At 47.9% G+C, this 15,459-nt stretch carries 18 protein-coding genes; 1 reads left to right on the forward strand and 17 read right to left on the reverse strand.

Features of this window, described 5'->3' with window-relative positions; all coding sequences use genetic code 11:
- From panB to BTR1S_RS07625, 8 genes are all read right to left on the reverse strand, one after another.
- The gene (gene panB / locus BTR1S_RS07590) at positions 1-834 is read right to left on the reverse strand and encodes a 3-methyl-2-oxobutanoate hydroxymethyltransferase (protein ID WP_006636378.1); all 834 of its coding nucleotides are present in this window, start codon (positions 832-834) and stop codon (positions 1-3) included.
- 234 nt (positions 835-1,068) lie between these two features.
- Positions 1,069-2,052, reverse strand: coding sequence for a bifunctional biotin--[acetyl-CoA-carboxylase] synthetase/biotin operon repressor (locus tag BTR1S_RS07595; RefSeq protein ID WP_006636379.1), 984 nt, complete (start codon positions 2,050-2,052; stop codon positions 1,069-1,071).
- Positions 2,037-3,230 carry a CCA tRNA nucleotidyltransferase gene (locus BTR1S_RS07600; protein ID WP_006636380.1) on the reverse strand — a complete coding sequence of 398 codons (1,194 nt, stop codon included), beginning with the start codon at positions 3,228-3,230 and terminating at the stop codon, positions 2,037-2,039. The genes BTR1S_RS07595 and BTR1S_RS07600 overlap by 16 nt, the downstream gene beginning before the upstream one ends.
- Before the next feature lie 2 nt (positions 3,231-3,232).
- Positions 3,233-4,369, reverse strand: a complete 1,137-nt coding sequence (gene bshA, locus BTR1S_RS07605; protein WP_006636381.1) for an N-acetyl-alpha-D-glucosaminyl L-malate synthase BshA — start codon at positions 4,367-4,369, stop codon at positions 3,233-3,235.
- A gap of 2 nt (positions 4,370-4,371) precedes the next feature.
- The gene (gene bshB1 / locus BTR1S_RS07610) at positions 4,372-5,070 is read right to left on the reverse strand and encodes a bacillithiol biosynthesis deacetylase BshB1 (RefSeq protein ID WP_006636382.1); all 699 of its coding nucleotides are present in this window, start codon (positions 5,068-5,070) and stop codon (positions 4,372-4,374) included.
- Positions 5,063-5,476 carry a methylglyoxal synthase gene (gene mgsA, locus BTR1S_RS07615; protein WP_006636383.1) on the reverse strand — a complete coding sequence of 138 codons (414 nt, stop codon included), beginning with the start codon at positions 5,474-5,476 and terminating at the stop codon, positions 5,063-5,065. Before mgsA ends, bshB1 begins: the two co-directional genes overlap by 8 nt.
- Positions 5,477-5,497: 21 nt before the next feature.
- A complete protein-coding gene (gene dapB / locus BTR1S_RS07620) occupies positions 5,498-6,301 on the reverse strand; it encodes a 4-hydroxy-tetrahydrodipicolinate reductase (protein WP_006636384.1) in 804 nt (267 codons plus the stop codon).
- An 11-nt stretch (positions 6,302-6,312) separates the two neighbouring features.
- Complete coding sequence (locus BTR1S_RS07625; RefSeq protein ID WP_006636385.1) at positions 6,313-6,651, reverse strand: nucleotide pyrophosphohydrolase; 339 nt, start codon at positions 6,649-6,651, stop codon at positions 6,313-6,315.
- A 136-nt stretch (positions 6,652-6,787) separates the two neighbouring features.
- Between BTR1S_RS07625 and BTR1S_RS07630 the strand changes: the two genes are divergently transcribed.
- Positions 6,788-7,660 carry a YitT family protein gene (locus BTR1S_RS07630; RefSeq protein ID WP_006636386.1) on the forward strand — a complete coding sequence of 291 codons (873 nt, stop codon included), beginning with the start codon at positions 6,788-6,790 and terminating at the stop codon, positions 7,658-7,660.
- A gap of 44 nt (positions 7,661-7,704) precedes the next feature.
- Here the strand turns inward: BTR1S_RS07630 and ypjB are convergent, their stop codons facing one another.
- From ypjB to aroA, 9 genes are all read right to left on the reverse strand, one after another.
- Positions 7,705-8,508 carry a sporulation protein YpjB gene (ypjB, locus tag BTR1S_RS07635; protein WP_029418354.1) on the reverse strand — a complete coding sequence of 268 codons (804 nt, stop codon included), beginning with the start codon at positions 8,506-8,508 and terminating at the stop codon, positions 7,705-7,707.
- A gap of 76 nt (positions 8,509-8,584) precedes the next feature.
- Positions 8,585-9,169, reverse strand: coding sequence for a lipoprotein heptaprenylglyceryl N-acetyltransferase LhaT (lhaT, locus tag BTR1S_RS07640; RefSeq protein ID WP_029418353.1), 585 nt, complete (start codon positions 9,167-9,169; stop codon positions 8,585-8,587).
- Between the two features lie 237 nt (positions 9,170-9,406).
- A complete protein-coding gene (locus BTR1S_RS07645; protein WP_006636389.1) occupies positions 9,407-10,174 on the reverse strand; it encodes a menaquinol-cytochrome c reductase cytochrome b/c subunit in 768 nt (255 codons plus the stop codon).
- A gap of 31 nt (positions 10,175-10,205) precedes the next feature.
- Complete coding sequence (gene qcrB / locus BTR1S_RS07650) at positions 10,206-10,880, reverse strand: menaquinol-cytochrome c reductase cytochrome b subunit (RefSeq protein WP_006636390.1); 675 nt, start codon at positions 10,878-10,880, stop codon at positions 10,206-10,208.
- Between the two features lie 2 nt (positions 10,881-10,882).
- Complete coding sequence (locus tag BTR1S_RS07655; RefSeq protein ID WP_006636391.1) at positions 10,883-11,389, reverse strand: QcrA and Rieske domain-containing protein; 507 nt, start codon at positions 11,387-11,389, stop codon at positions 10,883-10,885.
- Between the two features lie 143 nt (positions 11,390-11,532).
- Positions 11,533-11,979 (reverse strand): YpiF family protein, encoded by a 447-nt coding sequence (locus BTR1S_RS07660; protein ID WP_029418352.1) that lies wholly within the window; start codon positions 11,977-11,979, stop codon positions 11,533-11,535.
- A gap of 76 nt (positions 11,980-12,055) precedes the next feature.
- Positions 12,056-12,595 (reverse strand): ReoY family proteolytic degradation factor, encoded by a 540-nt coding sequence (locus BTR1S_RS07665; RefSeq protein WP_006636393.1) that lies wholly within the window; start codon positions 12,593-12,595, stop codon positions 12,056-12,058.
- A 68-nt stretch (positions 12,596-12,663) separates the two neighbouring features.
- Positions 12,664-13,938: a tetratricopeptide repeat protein gene (locus tag BTR1S_RS07670; protein WP_029418351.1), complete on the reverse strand. Its 1,275-nt coding sequence runs from the start codon at positions 13,936-13,938 to the stop codon at positions 12,664-12,666.
- Positions 13,939-14,165: 227 nt separating this feature from the next.
- On the reverse strand, positions 14,166-15,452 hold the full coding sequence (gene aroA, locus BTR1S_RS07675) for a 3-phosphoshikimate 1-carboxyvinyltransferase (RefSeq protein ID WP_029418350.1): 1,287 nt from the start codon (positions 15,450-15,452) through the stop codon (positions 14,166-14,168).
- Positions 15,453-15,459: the final 7 nt, after the last annotated feature.

The following is a 15,459-nucleotide window of genomic DNA, read 5'->3' on the forward strand; positions in this document are numbered from 1 at the left end:
TTATTTTCCTCCGTATAAGCCTTCCAGCACTTCTTGATCAATATGGAATGAATGAGAATCTTCAGGAAAGGCCCGGGTTCTGACATCGTTGGCATAGCCGGAAAGCGCCGCTTTGATCGGCGGATCAATCTGGGCATATTGTTTGACAAACTTTGGCGTCCTGCTGACGCCGTGTCCGACGACATCATGGTAAACGAGCACCTGTCCGTCTGTGTAGACCCCGGCGCCGATGCCGATGACCGGAATCGTCAATTCTTTGGAAATCCGTTCCGCCAGTCTCGCTGGAACGCATTCGAGCACAAGTGCCATCGCGCCCGCTTCTTCACAGCGCCTGCTGTCTTCAATCAGCTTTTTGGCGCTTTCTTCATCTTTTCCCTGTACTTTATAGCCTCCCAAGACACCGACAGATTGAGGGGTCAAGCCTAAATGGCTGACCACAGGTATGCCGCCTCTTGTTAAAGCTGTAATCGTTTCAAACACGCCGTCTCCGCCCTCAAGCTTCAAAGCATCTGCCCCGCTCTCCTGAACGATCTTCATGGCGTTTTTGAGTGCGTCTTCCTGTGAGCAGTGATAGGACATAAACGGCATGTCTGTGACGATAAATGTATCCTTTGCTCCCCGTTTTACGGCTTTTGTGTGGTGGATCATGTCCGCCACCGTAACCGATACAGTCGAGTCAAGGCCGAGCACGACCATTCCGAGAGAATCGCCGACTAGAATCATGTCGACTTCTGCTTGTTCGGCAAGCTTTGCCCCCGGATAGTCATAGGCCGTCAGCATGACGATCGGCTCTCCGTTCTGTTTCATGTTTAAAAAATCCAGTTTTGTCTTCATGTGTTTCTCCTCCTCTTGTTTTAGAGGAGATGAGCTGCCGTTATTTTTTTCGGACAGTAAAAAAATCTTCCGCGAAGAAGATTTCAATCGTCCATCATCGGCAAGAATCATCCCTCTGTCCCAGTCCTTTTTGGATCAAGGCAGACTGTATTGAAAAATAAAATCGTTTTGCAGGTGCAGTTCCGTCGGATACTGCCCAATCGAAGTATACCAAAAACGCCGCGTCCGTTCCAACTATGACGGATTGATTTCGATATCGGCGGAATAGATTTTTTTGATCCCGTCGCTTGTTTCCAAGAGGAGAACGCCTTCATCATCGATCCCGAGCGCCTTGCCGTGAAATGTTCCAGACAGCGTCCGCGCGGTCAATTGACGATGCAATGTGATCGCATAGCTTTCCCATAAAAGTTTAATCGGCTTGAAACCGTGTGTCAGATAATCGCTGTATCGTTTTTCAAAGGTTAACAGTATCGTCTGAATGAGGGCCGCCCTGTCGATTTTTTCGCCGCTTTCGATGCGCAGACTTGTCGCCGTTTCCTGCAACTCCCCCGGGAAATCGTCAGCATGCTGGTTGACGTTAATACCTGTGCCGACAATGACAGAGTGAACCTGATCTGCCTCAGCCTGCAATTCGGTTAAAATTCCGACCGCTTTTTTGCCGTTGATTAAAATATCGTTCGGCCATTTAATTTCGGCGACGATGCCCGTTTGCTCTTCGATCGCCTGGACGATCGCCACAGCGGCCAAAAGCGTCAGCTGCGGTGTTTTTTGCACGGGAATCTCAGGTCTTAGTATCAGGCTCATCCAGATTCCCGTTCCCTCAGGGGAGTGCCATGCCCTCGACATTCTCCCCCGTCCTTCCGTCTGTTTATCAGCTACGACGATCGTTCCTTCCGGAGCGCCGTTATTGGCCAGTTCATGAGCGATTTTCTGCGTAGAAGCCACGACATCCTGAAAATGAATGGTTTGGCCCATTTTTTCCGTTTTCAAGCCGAGCCTGATTTCATCTTCGCTGATCTTATCAGGCTTTTTTTTCATTTTATAGCCGAGCTTCCTGACCGCTTCTAACTCATACCCTGATTTCCTCAGCTCTTCAATGTGCTTCCAGACCGCCGTTCTGGAGCAGCCGAGCTCTTCACTGATTTTCTGGCCTGAGATGAATTCTCCGTCGGCCTCTGTAAACAATTGAATGAGTTTTTTTCTTAAGTTTGACTGCATGCGTCCAGCCACTCCTCTATGGCTTTTTTTTGATTGGCGAGCTCGCCCTTTAAAACGGCCAGTTCAATCTGTTTTAAATCTTCTGAGACCCATTTGCCCGGCGGCTTGTTTCTCAGATTGAGAAGGTCACCGCCCGTCACGGCGAGGTCTTTCAGACTTTTAATCGGCAGCTCCATGTAAGCTTGTCTGATTTCCGCCAACCGCCGATCGTCGATTTCGCCCTTTTCCTTCAGCATGTGAATCTTGCATGCTGAAAGAAGCGTTTCTTCACCGGCCTCATACATCGACAGCCTGTCCCATTTTTTTTCGATGGATTCGGCGACGTGAACCGCTTGTTTGATGATTTTCCCCGGGAGTTTCCATGATTTCAAAAAAGCGGGGGCATCGGCTGCATCAATGGACACCATGGAGATGAAGGCCGCCCAGATGTCTGCTCTTTTTTCAAGCTTATAAAAAGGAAAAACGCCGGCAGACCGGACGCCGTCCTTTTTGCCGGCCAGGCCGGGCAGTTCTTTGTACAGCCCGGTATCCGCCGCCATGGCAAGCGCCCGGTCAGCCGCTTTTCCTTTTAAAAGCTTTTCAAATTCAACTGTTTTGCGCTCTGTTGAAATATGCGCCAAAAGTTGGCGATTTTCACAAATCGCTGTTTTTGTCTTCCCGGAAAGCGCAAATTCAAGCTGGCTCATAAAACGGAGCGCCCGCAGCATGCGGAGGGCGTCTTCATGGAAGCGTTCCGCCGGGTCGCCGACCGTTTGAATCACCTTTTCTTTAATATCCTGCAGACCGCCGAAATAATCGATCAGCTTGCCGTCAGCATCCATCGCCATGGCGTTGATCGTTAAATCGCGGCGTTTTAAATCCTCTTTCAGCGATTTGATGAAATGAACCCCGCTCGGCCTTCTATGGTCCTCATATTCGAGTTCAGCCCGGAACGTGGTCACTTCATAAGACTCGCCATCAAAGAGAACGATGATCGTACCGTGTTCCTTGCCGACATCGATTGTCTTTGGAAAGATATTCTCGATTTCCTCAGGCGGTGCGTCTGTTGCGATGTCAATGTCCCCGACAGCGCGGTTCATATGTACGTCCCTGACGGCGCCGCCGACAAAGTAGGCCTGCCAGCCGTGTTTTTTCAGCTCATGAAGGAGGGGAAGAGCCTTAAGAAAGAGATCCTCCATTGTCACACTCCCAGTTCTATTAATTGATGATAAATATCCTCATATTGTCCGATAATGCTGCTGGAAGAAAACTGTTCCATGATGTTTTTCAGCGCCGCATCTGTAAAGCGGCGGTGCAGTGCGTCATCCGTCAACAGTTGAAGCGACTTTTCAGCAGCATCATCCACATCGCCTACATTGACCAAAAAACCGCTGATTCCGTCTTTGATGACTTCGGGGATGCCTCCGATGTTCGTTCCGATGCAGGGAACGCCGCAGGCCATGGCTTCGAGCAGAACAAGGCCGAAGCTTTCCTTTTCAGATAAAAGAAGCTTCAAATCGCTGATCGCATAAAGCTCCTCCACGCTGTCCTGCTTTCCTAAAAAAAGGACGTTATCTTCCAGGCCAAGCTGTCTGACAAGCTGGCAGATGACGGACATTTCCGGACCGTCGCCGACGAGAAGAAGCTTTGCTTTCATTTGGCTGACAATCCGGCTGAAGACATGAATGACATCCTGCACACGTTTGACCCGCCTGAAATTCGACACATGGATGATCACTTTTTCATCAGCGGAAATGCCGTACTGTTCTTTTAATACATGCCGGTCCTGCTTGATGTAAACCCGCTCGTCGACGAAATTGTAGATCGTGTCTATTTTTTTGTTCGGTTTAATTAAATCATACGTCTGAGCAGCGAGAGCCGATGATACGGCCGTCACGCGGTCGGATGATTCTATCGCGAACTTAATTAAATCCTTTAAAGACGGATCATAGCCGAGCACCGTGATATCTGTGCCATGCAGCGTCGTAACGGTTTTGATATCTCCCCCCAGCATTTGCTTCGCTAAAAACGCAGAAACCGCATGAGGCACAGCATAATGGGCATGAAGAATATCAAGCTGTTCCCGTTTGGCCACTTCCGCCATTTTGCTGGCCAATGCCAAATCATAGGGCGGATATTTAAACACGGCATATTGGTTGACTTCAACCTCATGAAAATAAATGTTGCAATATACTTTATTCAGCTTGTACGGGACACTGGACGTAATAAAATGAATTTCATGTCCTCTTTCCGCAAGCAGTTTGCCGAGTTCGGTCGCGATGATTCCCGATCCGCCGACACTCGGATAACATGTGATTCCGATTTTTAATTTTTTCATCATCAGCCCCCAAATAGATCATTGTTTAACAGAAGCGTCCGTTTTGAAAAAAAACCTTCAGCATATGTGACGCCCGCTTCTTTTCCGAGAAGTTTTTCCCTGGCTTCGACAGTTTCGATATATCCGTTTGTCAGCGGTGTTTCCACCGAATGCTCCGAGCGGCTGAACTGGCTTTTGTATGCTCTGAGAGCGGCTGTTTTTTGCTCCATCGTATCGGAAATATCGATGACAAATTCAGGTTTATGAAAGCCGTTGATCATATAGTAATACATGTTTTGCACTTTATGAGCCGGCAGATCTTCTGCATCTTGATATTTATGTATTCCGGCGGAAAAAACCGCTTCTTCGACGATCTCCGCCGCGTGTCCGTGATCCGGGTGCCGATCTTTTTGATACGGTACAAACACAAGCTTCGGTTTATACTTCCGGATAACGGTGACAGCTTCTCTGACCGCCGCTTGATTTACAAACAGGCCGCGGTCGGGAAGCGCGAGGGATACGCGCGGGCTGGCGCCCAAGATTTCGGCCGCCAGCGCCGCTTCGCTTTTTCTCGTGTCGACTGTTCCGTTTGATGACAGTTCAGCCTCTGTTAAATCGCAAATGCCAATTCGGAACCCTTTTTTACTATATTTCGCAATGGTTCCTCCCATGCCGATTTCCACATCATCGCTATGTGCACCGAACGCCAGTATATCAAGCATCTTGATCCCTGCCATGCACAAGCTTTCTAAACTCAAAAGCGCCTTCTTCAAGAGACCTGATTAAAATTTCTGCGGTCCCCATATTGGTCGCAAGCGGGATTGAATATACGTCAGATAAGCGGATCAATGCTGAAACATCAGGCTCATGCGGCTGAGCCGTTAACGGGTCTCTCAAAAAGATGACAAGATCGATTTCATTTTTCGCAATCAATGCGCCGATCTGCTGATCTCCGCCGAGCGGCCCCGATTGAAGGCGCACGATGGACAAATCAGTCGCTTCCATGATTTTCAGTCCGGTCGTTCCCGTTGCAAACAATTCATGCTTTTTTAAAATGTCTTGATAGGCCGTCGCCAGCTGAATCATATCCTGTTTTTTTCGGTCATGGGCGATTAAAGCGATTTTCAAAGCGGTTTCCCCCTTTTTGTATTAAGCGATTATATTTTCCAGGCCGTAGACAAGCTGATCAATTTTCATCACTTGTTCAACAGCCAGTTTCACACCTGACATGAAAGATGCGCGGTTATAAGAATCATGGCGGATTTTCAGCGTTTGCCCGTCTCCTCCGAACATCACTTCCTGATGGGCGATTAATCCCGGCAAGCGGACGCTGTGGAGACGGATTCCGTTTTGTTCGGCCCCTCTCGCTCCCGGCAGAATTTCCTTTTCATCGGGATGCCCCTGCTGTTTTGCTTCCCGTACAGCCGAGATCATTTCCGCCGTTTTCAAGGCTGTTCCGCTCGGGGCGTCAAGCTTTTGATCATGGTGCTGTTCAATGATTTCGACATCGGTAAAATAGTTGGCCGCCATCTGTGAAAATTTCATCATCAAGACGGCTCCAAGAGCAAAGTTTGGCGCAATGATCGCACCGATTCCTTTTTCGTCCGTCAGCTCCATCAGTTCGTTCAGATCGCTTTCCGAAAATCCGGTCGTTCCGACTACAGGACGGACTCCGTGCTCCAGCGCGATTTTCGTGTGGACTTTGCCGATTTCAGGTGTTGTCAAATCAATCAGGACATCCGGATCTGTTTCTGAAAAGCATTCGTGTATGTCTGTATATACGGCCGCTTCAGAGCGGCAGGCTAAAACCTCTGATAGTTTCTTCCTGTTATATGTACGGTCAATCGCCCCCACGAGTTCAAAATGAGCGGTGTCCTCTACAAGCTTGACCGCTTCGCTTCCCATTCTCCCCCGGGGTCCGGCTATGACAATTTTGATCGTTTCTTTTGACATATGAATCTCCTCTACTTTCCTTGTTCTTTTCGTGTCCAGCGGTCTTTGTCACGGGTGCTGAATTTCTCCATGACCATATCGTGCGCTTCATCTAATGATATATGAAGTGAATTGGCTAAACAAACTAAAACAAATAACACGTCGCCGAGTTCCTCTTCGATCTTTTTTTCCGCTTCCGTTTTTTTCTTGGGTTTTTCTCCATAGTGGTGATTGATTTCCCTCGCCAGTTCGCCGAGTTCCTCTGTCAGCCTGGCCATCATCGCAAGCGGGCTGAAATACCCTTCTTTAAACTGGCCGATATATTCATCAACCTCGCGCTGTATATCTTTCATCGTTTTTTCCTTCGTCATTCGGCAAAACCTCCTGTCATCTCTTACATGTTAGCGAATTCAAACAAGTTTGACAAATGTTTAAAACGGGTTTGCTGTTTAAAATGGGATACACTATAATATTAACGCCAGCTTATGGAAGGAAAGGGGTTTTTTTATGGCCGGAGACATCAGAATGAAAAACGTCTTGTTTATATTGGCAGGCGCCGCTATTTTTTCTTTTGGACTTGTTCATTTTAATATGCAAAACAATTTATCGGAAGGCGGTTTTACGGGAATCACCCTGCTGCTTTATTTCCTGTTTCATATCGATCCTTCCATATCCAACCTGGTTTTAAACATTCCGGTTTTTATTATCGGCTGGAAGCTGCTCGGCAGAACGGTTTTTTTGTATACCATTCTCGGAACTGTCAGCTTGTCCGTGTTTTTATGGATATTCCAGCGCTTTCAGATCCACATGCCGCTTCAGCATGACCTTGCGCTCGCAGCGCTGTTCGCCGGGGTTTTTATCGGCACGGGGCTGGGAATCATCTTCAAATACGGCGGCACAACCGGAGGCGTCGATATTATCGTGCGGCTGATCAACAAATATTTTCATGTGCCTATGGGCAAAGCGATGTTCGTATTTGATGCCTGTGTCATTACATTATCGCTTATTTTTTACCTTTCCTATAAAGAAGCTATGTACACGCTCGTAGCCGTATTTGTCGCCTCGAAAGTAATAGACTTTATGCAGGAAGGCGGATACGCAGCAAAAGGAGCCACTATCATTTCCGATAAAAACGAACAGATTCAGCGCAAAATCATCGAAGAAATGGAGCGCGGGGTTACGATATTAAAAGGCCAGGGGTCATATACAAAAGCTGAGCGCGATGTGCTGTACTGCGTCGTCCCGAAAAATGAAGTAGTCCTTTTAAAAAATGTGATCACCTCAGTCGATCCCCATGCATTTGTTGCGGTAAGCGATGTTCACGATGTATTGGGAGAAGGCTTTACACTAGACGAAAATAAGAACCCTATTTCACGCTGATTCATTCAAAGAAAAAGAAGCCCGCGGCACGCAGAGCTTCTTTTTTATTTCGGCCAATCATTTTCCCTTTTCCTGCGCCTGTCCCCTTCTGCTTTATACTTTCTGAATCCGACATATGTCAGTGTGGAAAGGATGATGCTTCCCGTTGTCAGGATGACCCATAAAAGCGAGGGGTCTGCGTCATCTTCTTCCACTTGATTAAATACAGCTTCCAAATCCTTTTCCAGCATCGTCAGCCTTTCAAGCTTGCTGCTTTCCGTCATTTGCTGAAAGCCCCCGTCTTCGACCACTTCAATATGGCTTGAAACGCTTTTTAATTGCTTTGGCGAAACATCGATCATTAAACTTGGATATATCGTATCATACAATGATAAGAAATGATTCCATTCTTCTTGAAATGTCAAGCTGTCATCCTTTTGAACATCGGCTTTCAACGCTTTAAACGAATTCATGATCGGCTTTTTCAGCGAACCCCAAAGCGGGTCATGATCTGATTCAATGGCGTCCATCAGCATCCTGAATTGTGCGGCTGCCTTCAGCTTGTCTTTTTGCTCCGTCCCTTCGCTTTCAAGGCTTTTCAGGACATCGCGATAGCCAAGATCGACCTGGCGGATTTGCGCCCCGGTCATCACGTCTTCCGCTCCGCCGTGTTCAGCGGCTTTCAGCCTGTCTTCGAAATAATGAAGAATCTGGACAGCTTCTTCGTATTGTGCCTGCCTTGTTAATTGGAATACCGTATCGGACAGCTCGTTCAATTCCTGCAAGGCTGCCGAGTCACCGCCGGCTTTCAATGCGCCTGCAGGAAAAGCAAGCCCGATCAGCATACAAAGGATCACCTTTCGTATCATTTACGGTCCCTCCCACTCCTTCTATTACAGAGTATGAAGGGAAGGACAAGGTTAGACCAAGATTGTTGTCCAAAGCTTACAGCTTAAACGCCTTCCGGGACAGGACAAGATAATACGCCAGCCCGATCGAAGCGATGCTCAGCCAAAACGTAAAATAGCCGATCTGCGGCATATATTGATCAAGCATCGAATAATTCGGCATCATTTGAAACAGGTAATCGATGACGTCGTTATGAAGCGTCCAAATCGCGGCTGCCGCCAAATGCCAAACCTTAAAACGGTAATACGGCGCATACAGCACACCCTGCACTGCCATGGCAAAGTGCGACGCAATCAGCATATAGCCCGTCCAATGCAGACTTCCCGCCGTCACAAGCACGAGAATATTCATGACGACCGCCCAGAGCCCGTATTTGACGAGCGTAACGAGGGCGAGCGCTTCAAATAAAGCAGAATTTCGCTTTAGAAGAAAACCCAAAAGAACAAATAAAAAAAACAAAGTCGCCGTCGGGCTGTCTGGAACAAAGATCAAAAATTTTGCGGGCGTGTCCATCAGCTGAGGCAGATACCAGTAGTATCCATACACCGTCCCTAAAAAATTCACGGCCAGAAGCAAGACGAGTACCGATCTTTGCCCGAGTATGTACAAAATCCATTTCACCGCTATCAACTCACAGTCTCTTTAAATACAAAAGGCTGGCGCCTTGTCAGCTTCCCACCATTGCCGCCGGGAACGGCCTGATGAGAACGTGTTTTTAAGCCCTCATGCAGCGCGGAAAAACGAGCGCTGCAATTTTAAGAGGCCGTCGACTTTGTCGACAGCCTCAAAGGCTGACCCAGCGCCAGCTTCAGCTCTCATCAAGAGTATATCTTTCCTTGGGCATCTTGACAATATCTTTTACTTTGCAGTCGTTTCCGAAATGAATTTGGACAGTTCTTTCAGCTGTTTATCGTTTCCTTTAAACACGCCGGCAGGCATCTGCCCCTTTCCTTCCTTGGCGATTTTCGCGATCTCTTCCGGAGATAAGCCGCTATCGACGAGAGACGGTCCGGCTGCCCCGCCCTGCATGTTGTCGCCATGGCAGGAAATACAGCCTTGCTCCTGATAGATTTTATAGCCTTTAGAGCTTGTATCAATATCGGCTTCTTCCTTGATTTTCCCCTGTTCTTCGGCAGCGGCCCAATCGTGGGTGACGACGGACTGCCATGTTAAGAAAACCGTAGCTGACAGCGCGAGAAGCATCAGCCCGACGGTAACAGGACGTTTAAACGGCCTTCTGTCTGGGCCCCTGTCGAGAAACGGCGCCAATAAAAGCGATCCGAACGCGATGGCCGGTATGACAATGGCTCCGACCACCGTATATGGCCCAGCGGCATATTCGTATTTTAGCAATTGGTACAAAAATAGAAAATACCAGTCCGGCAAAGGTATGTAACCGGTATCTGTCGGATCAGCCATCCGCTCAAGCGGAGGCTCGTGAACGACGGTCAGCACAAGAAAACCGATCAGGAAAACCGCCCCGACCATCCACTCTTTCAACAGGAAGTTCGGCCAGAACGCTTCCGTTTTTCCCGGAAATTCCGAATAATCTTTTGGAATATTCGGTTTTCTCTCCGCCGGTATCCTCGAATCTCCGACAAACTTCATTCCTTTTCCCCTTTTCATGCCATCCCCTCCTTCTTTTTATGTCACTCGCTTACAGCGGCCCTGAAATTCCTTGCTTGCGAATCATAATAAAGTGTGCGGCCATGAGTCCGAACAGAGCGGCTGGCAGGAAAAAGACGTGTATGGCAAAGAAGCGCGTCAACGTCTGAGCGCCGACGATATCCGGATGACCGGCGAGCAGCGTTTTAATTTCCGGACCTATGAGCGGCGTCGCCTCAGCAATCTGCAGACCTACCTTTGTCGCAAACAGGGCTTTCATATCCCATGGCAGCAGGTAGCCTGTAAACCCTAAGCCGAGCATGACAAAGAAGATCAGCACGCCGACAATCCAGTTGAGCTCCCTCGGCTTTTTATATGCCCCCTGGAAGAAGACTCTCAGCGTGTGAAGGAACATCATCACGATGACCAGGCTTGCTCCCCAGTGGTGCATGCCCCTTACAATTTGCCCGAATGCTACTTCGTTTTGCAGATAATAAACCGATTCCCAGGCATTTTTAATGTCGGGAACATAATACATTGTTAAAAACATGCCGGAAAGCACCTGTATGACTGTTACAAAAAACGTCAATCCCCCGAAACAGTACACGAATGCCGAAAAATGGTGAGCGGGATTCACGTGTTCAGGAACTTCGTGGTCGGCAATATCTCTCCAAAGCGGCGTGATGTCCAGCCGTTCATCCACCCAGTCGTAAATTTTGTTTAGCATGATCACCCATCCTTCCTCGGCTTGGCTTTTCCTAAGTAAAGATAGCCGTTTTTAACCTCTTGCTCATAGTGATCCAGAGGAGCAAGCGGCGGAGTTCCGGGTACATTGGTACCATCCTTTTCATAAAGCCCGTAATGGCACGGACAAAAAAACCTGTTCGGATTTTTTGGATCGCTGTTCCAGTTAACCGTGCACCCCAAATGCTTGCAAACCGGAGATAAAGCTACGATTTCTCCCCCATGTTTGAAAACCCACGCCGACCGCGATTCTTCTGATTCGTACCAGGCATCCACTTGTTTGATCTTGAAGTCAAAGCGCTGCGGTTCATTTGTCAGCTCGTCAACGCTTACAACCTGAACCATGTCCTGATCCTCAGTCGGTCTTAAAACCGGATCGAGCGCGAAGCGAACCATAGGCATGAGCATTCCCGCCGCCATAAAACCGCCGACGCCTGTCAGCGTATAGTTTAGAAACTGACGTCTGGATACCCGATGTCTGTTTTCGCTCATCTTCATATCCCCCCTCAAGTCCCCAGCTACAATATAACTGAAATAGAAAAATCATGAAACTAGGACACCCTCATAATATATCAATATTTTAGGAAGGTCAACATTGCCAAAATCATTAAACTAAGGAAATGTAAGTGTTTTTATTAAGAGTTCCAATATTGTAACAAAATGTTCAATATTTGCTCAATTTGGTCATCAAGGAGCTTCTGCTTCAGTGAATCTTTCATGTGTTCGAGGGGCAGCACGGGAATCCACAGCAGTTTTTGCTCATCTTTGAGCGTTTGCTTCCAGCGCTCATCCGTCGTCAGGAACACGGTGTGCCGAAAATGCTTTTCAGCCATTTCTTTCACTGCAGCGAGATCCCGCGCCGATTTTTCATCAGCTTCCAGATATGTATAAGGAGGAAACAAATAGACGCGGCCCTTCAGCTGCCTTTCAAGCTCTTCGGCAAGCAGGACCGTAAATTCCCCTTTTGAGACGGCCGATTTAAACTGATCTCCCAGCTGGACCGATATCAGCGGAATGACCGCCGTGTCGATATACTCCTTGGCATTCAAGTAAACATCTGCATCATGCGTATTCCATTTCACATGGAGGCCCCCTTTATATGACAGCGCTTCCCTCGCTGAACAAGCCTTGCGGTTGGCAAGGCTTGTGGCGGCGGGATTATTGCAACTGACTCAGTTGTTTTGCCAGTTTTTCGAAGCTTTCTTTATCTTGGCGATCAAGCGCTTCATCTATTTCGCGAAGCAGTTTTTGTCTCTGAAAAGTCGAAATGGAGTGCTCCAAAATCTGCTCGGCGATCATTTTGTCTTTTTCATTTTCGTATAGGTCTTTCGGAATATGAGGGTTGGCTTCAAGCACTGCCGCGTATTCCGGCGAATTGTAGGCTGAGCGGAAATTCAGCTGGATAAACAGATCCTGCTGCTTATTCAGCCTGATATCATGAAATGATTTTTCTGCATCTGTCGTCATCACATTTTCTTTATAAAAACGAAAAGGCACTTCTTCGACGCAGTGGGTGGACATGATAATGCCCCTCGGGCAAAATTCGGCCTGCTCGACAAAATGTACTTTTTCCATCAACGAGTCATGGCTCATTAAATAATTTAGAATCCATACACACTCTCTACGTTTTAGCTGATAATGGTTTAAAAACCAGCGGATAAAATCTTTTTTTTCATTGACAGAAACAGGGGTCTGCATGTTATTCCCTCCTCTATCGCATCTTGTGTATTACTTTAATAATTCCACACAAACCGAGCATATCCTGCTTATTCAAAGGAATTTTCATCTTCGATTCTGAAAATCATCTCATGGACTTCCTCATTTGCGGGGTCAAGCTCAACGATTTTTTTCAATAGCGGCAAAGCTTCCTTCCGCCTTCCTTCTTCAAGCAAGAAAAGCGCGTATTCGTAAAGAAAATCCCCGTCTTCCTGATAATTCAAACATGCGGCCTCATATTCCCCGCGTGCCTTTTCATATTCTTCCAGACCGGCAAATGCCGAAGCAAGAAACCAGCTGAATTTCGGGTCATCTTCACCGTATTTGCGGACCTCTTCGACGAGATCGATGATACTCTCAAAATCTTCTTCTTCAAGATAAAGAGAAAGCAGGGTGTGAACGGCTTCAATATAGCCGGGGTCAAGGGCGAGCGCCTCTTGAAGCAGATCCTTCGCTTCAGAAGGCCTTTTTGTTTTTAAAGCCATTTTTGCGGCAGAGAGATACAGTTCTTTATTGTATTCGTCTACGCGGATTCCTTCTTTTGCTGTTTCAAATGCTTCTTCATAAAGCCCTTCTTCTTCATAGCTGTTTGCCAAAGGCTTATAAAGCGAGGAGTAGGCCGGATCGAGTTGTTTGAGCTCTGTCAATTGTTTGATCGCAGTTTTAGGATACCCCGCTTTCAAAGCGGTAAAACCAAAGCCAAACAATGTATTGGGTTCCGGATTCTCCTGGACGGCTTTTTCATACCATTCCAGCGCTTCTTCAAACTCTCCCGACGTGCTCAATGACTCGGCGAGCCTCTGGTAAACATTGACGCCCCCGATGACAGCCTCTGCACGGACCGCTTTTTTGAACTGGCTTACCGCTTTGCCGTAGGCTCCCTGGGTAAAGTAAAGCTCTCCCAAAGCAAAATCGATCACTGGCTCTTCCGGCAAAAGGGCTTTCGCTTTCAGGAGTTTCTGCTCACTGACTTCAAACAGCCCTTGCATCTGGTACAGATCAGCCATCAAAAGCAGGCTTTCCGGAAATGCCTTGTCTGTCTCCGGAATCGTTTCCAATATGCGGAGCGCTTTTTCTTCTTGATCGGTTTCGATGAGGAGCTCGGCATAAAAGCATGTCAGCTCTGTTTCTCCCGGATAAAGCTCGTGTAAGTCGCTGACGATGGCGATGGCTCTGTCGACAATCCCCCATTCGTAATACAGCTGCGCTGCTATCGCTTTGTCTTCATCATGAAGGGCAGGCTCGATATCGGCAAGCTTTTTCAATCCGCTTTCAGTGTGGCCTGCTTCAACTAATTTTATGGCTTCTTGGATCGAAGTATTCAATTCTGAACGTCCCTTTCTTTCGTCAAATCATTGCCGGTGATTCTGATCCGGCAAAATGATTTTAGTTAGTTATTATCATAATTCACCCGGGCGTCTTCCGGCAAATATGTTGCCTTCATATAGCCGCAAATAAAAGCGGATTTGCTTCTTTAAGACAAGCTATGCCGGAAACCTTCGTTTTATGTGCCCGCTTTTTAAGGGGCGAAAAAGCCTGAAGCAGAGCAGCTTCAGGCTTTTTGGGCCAGCTTTTCGATATGGTCAAAAAACGTCGGGTATGATACGCTGACAGCTTCCGGACGGGATATATCGATCGGATATTCACAGATGCAAGCGGCAATCCCGAGCATCATGCCGATACGGTGGTCACCGTGGCTTGATACAGCCACTCCGCCTGTCAAAGGTGTTTTTCCGTGAATCTTCATGCCGTCTTCAGTCGGTTCGATATGCGCGCCGAGCTTTTTCAGTTCTGATGCAACGGTATCGATGCGGTTTGTTTCCTTTACTTTCAATTCTGCTGCGTCTTTGATCACTGTCGTACCTTCCGCCTGGGTCGCAAGAAGGGCGATAATCGGAATCTCATCGATGAGCCGCGGAATCAAATCGCCCGAAATTTCCGCAGCTTTTAAGGACGCGGTCTTGATTTTCAAGTCGCCGTAAGGCTCACCGCTTCCAGTGTCTTTCGGTTCAATTTCGAGATTTGCGCCCATTTTTTCAAGGACGTCGATGATTCCCGTTCTTGTCGGATTTAAGCCGACATTTTTCAGAACGATTTCACTGTTTGGCACAAGCGATCCTGCCGCAAGGAAAAATGCCGCTGAAGAAATATCTCCGGGGACGAATACATCGGCCGCCTTTAACGTCTGCCCTCCGGCAATCGAAACAGAGGTTTCGCTTTCCTCAAGCGTAACGCCGAACATGGACAGCATCCGTTCTGTGTGGTCTCTTGATTTATGGGGCTCTGTCACCGTCGTGGTGCCGCTGGCCTGGAGCCCGGCGAGGAGGACGGCTGACTTGATTTGCGCGCTGGCAACAGGCGATTGAAAATCGATCGCAGTCAAATTTCCGCCCCGGACGGAAAGCGGCGTAAATTCGCCTCCGGCACGGCCGTCAATTTTCGCGCCCATTTGCCGAAGCGGATCTGTTACGCGCTTCATCGGGCGTTTGGCGATGCTGTCGTCTCCCGCTACCGTGGTGTGAAACGGACGTCCGGCCAAAATGCCGAGCATCAGTCTGATTGTAGTTCCGGAATTTCCGACATCCAAGAGTTCGCTTGGCTCAGACAGCTGATCCAGGCCATTCCCGTAAACCGTCACATTGCTGTTGTCCTGTTCGATTTCAACACCCATTTTTTTGAAGCAGTCGATCGTGCTCAAGCAGTCTGCTCCAGGCAAAAAGTTTTTAATCACCGTTTTCCCTTCGGCAATGGCGCCGAACATCACAGATCGATGGGAGATGGATTTGTCTCCCGGAATATGAAGTTCTCCTTGTAATGAATTGACTTTTCCTCTTTTCATGTGTTCC

The sequence above is a fragment of the Bacillus sonorensis NBRC 101234 = KCTC 13918 genome (assembly GCF_001592005.1).
Lineage (GTDB): Bacteria > Bacillota > Bacilli > Bacillales > Bacillaceae > Bacillus > Bacillus sonorensis.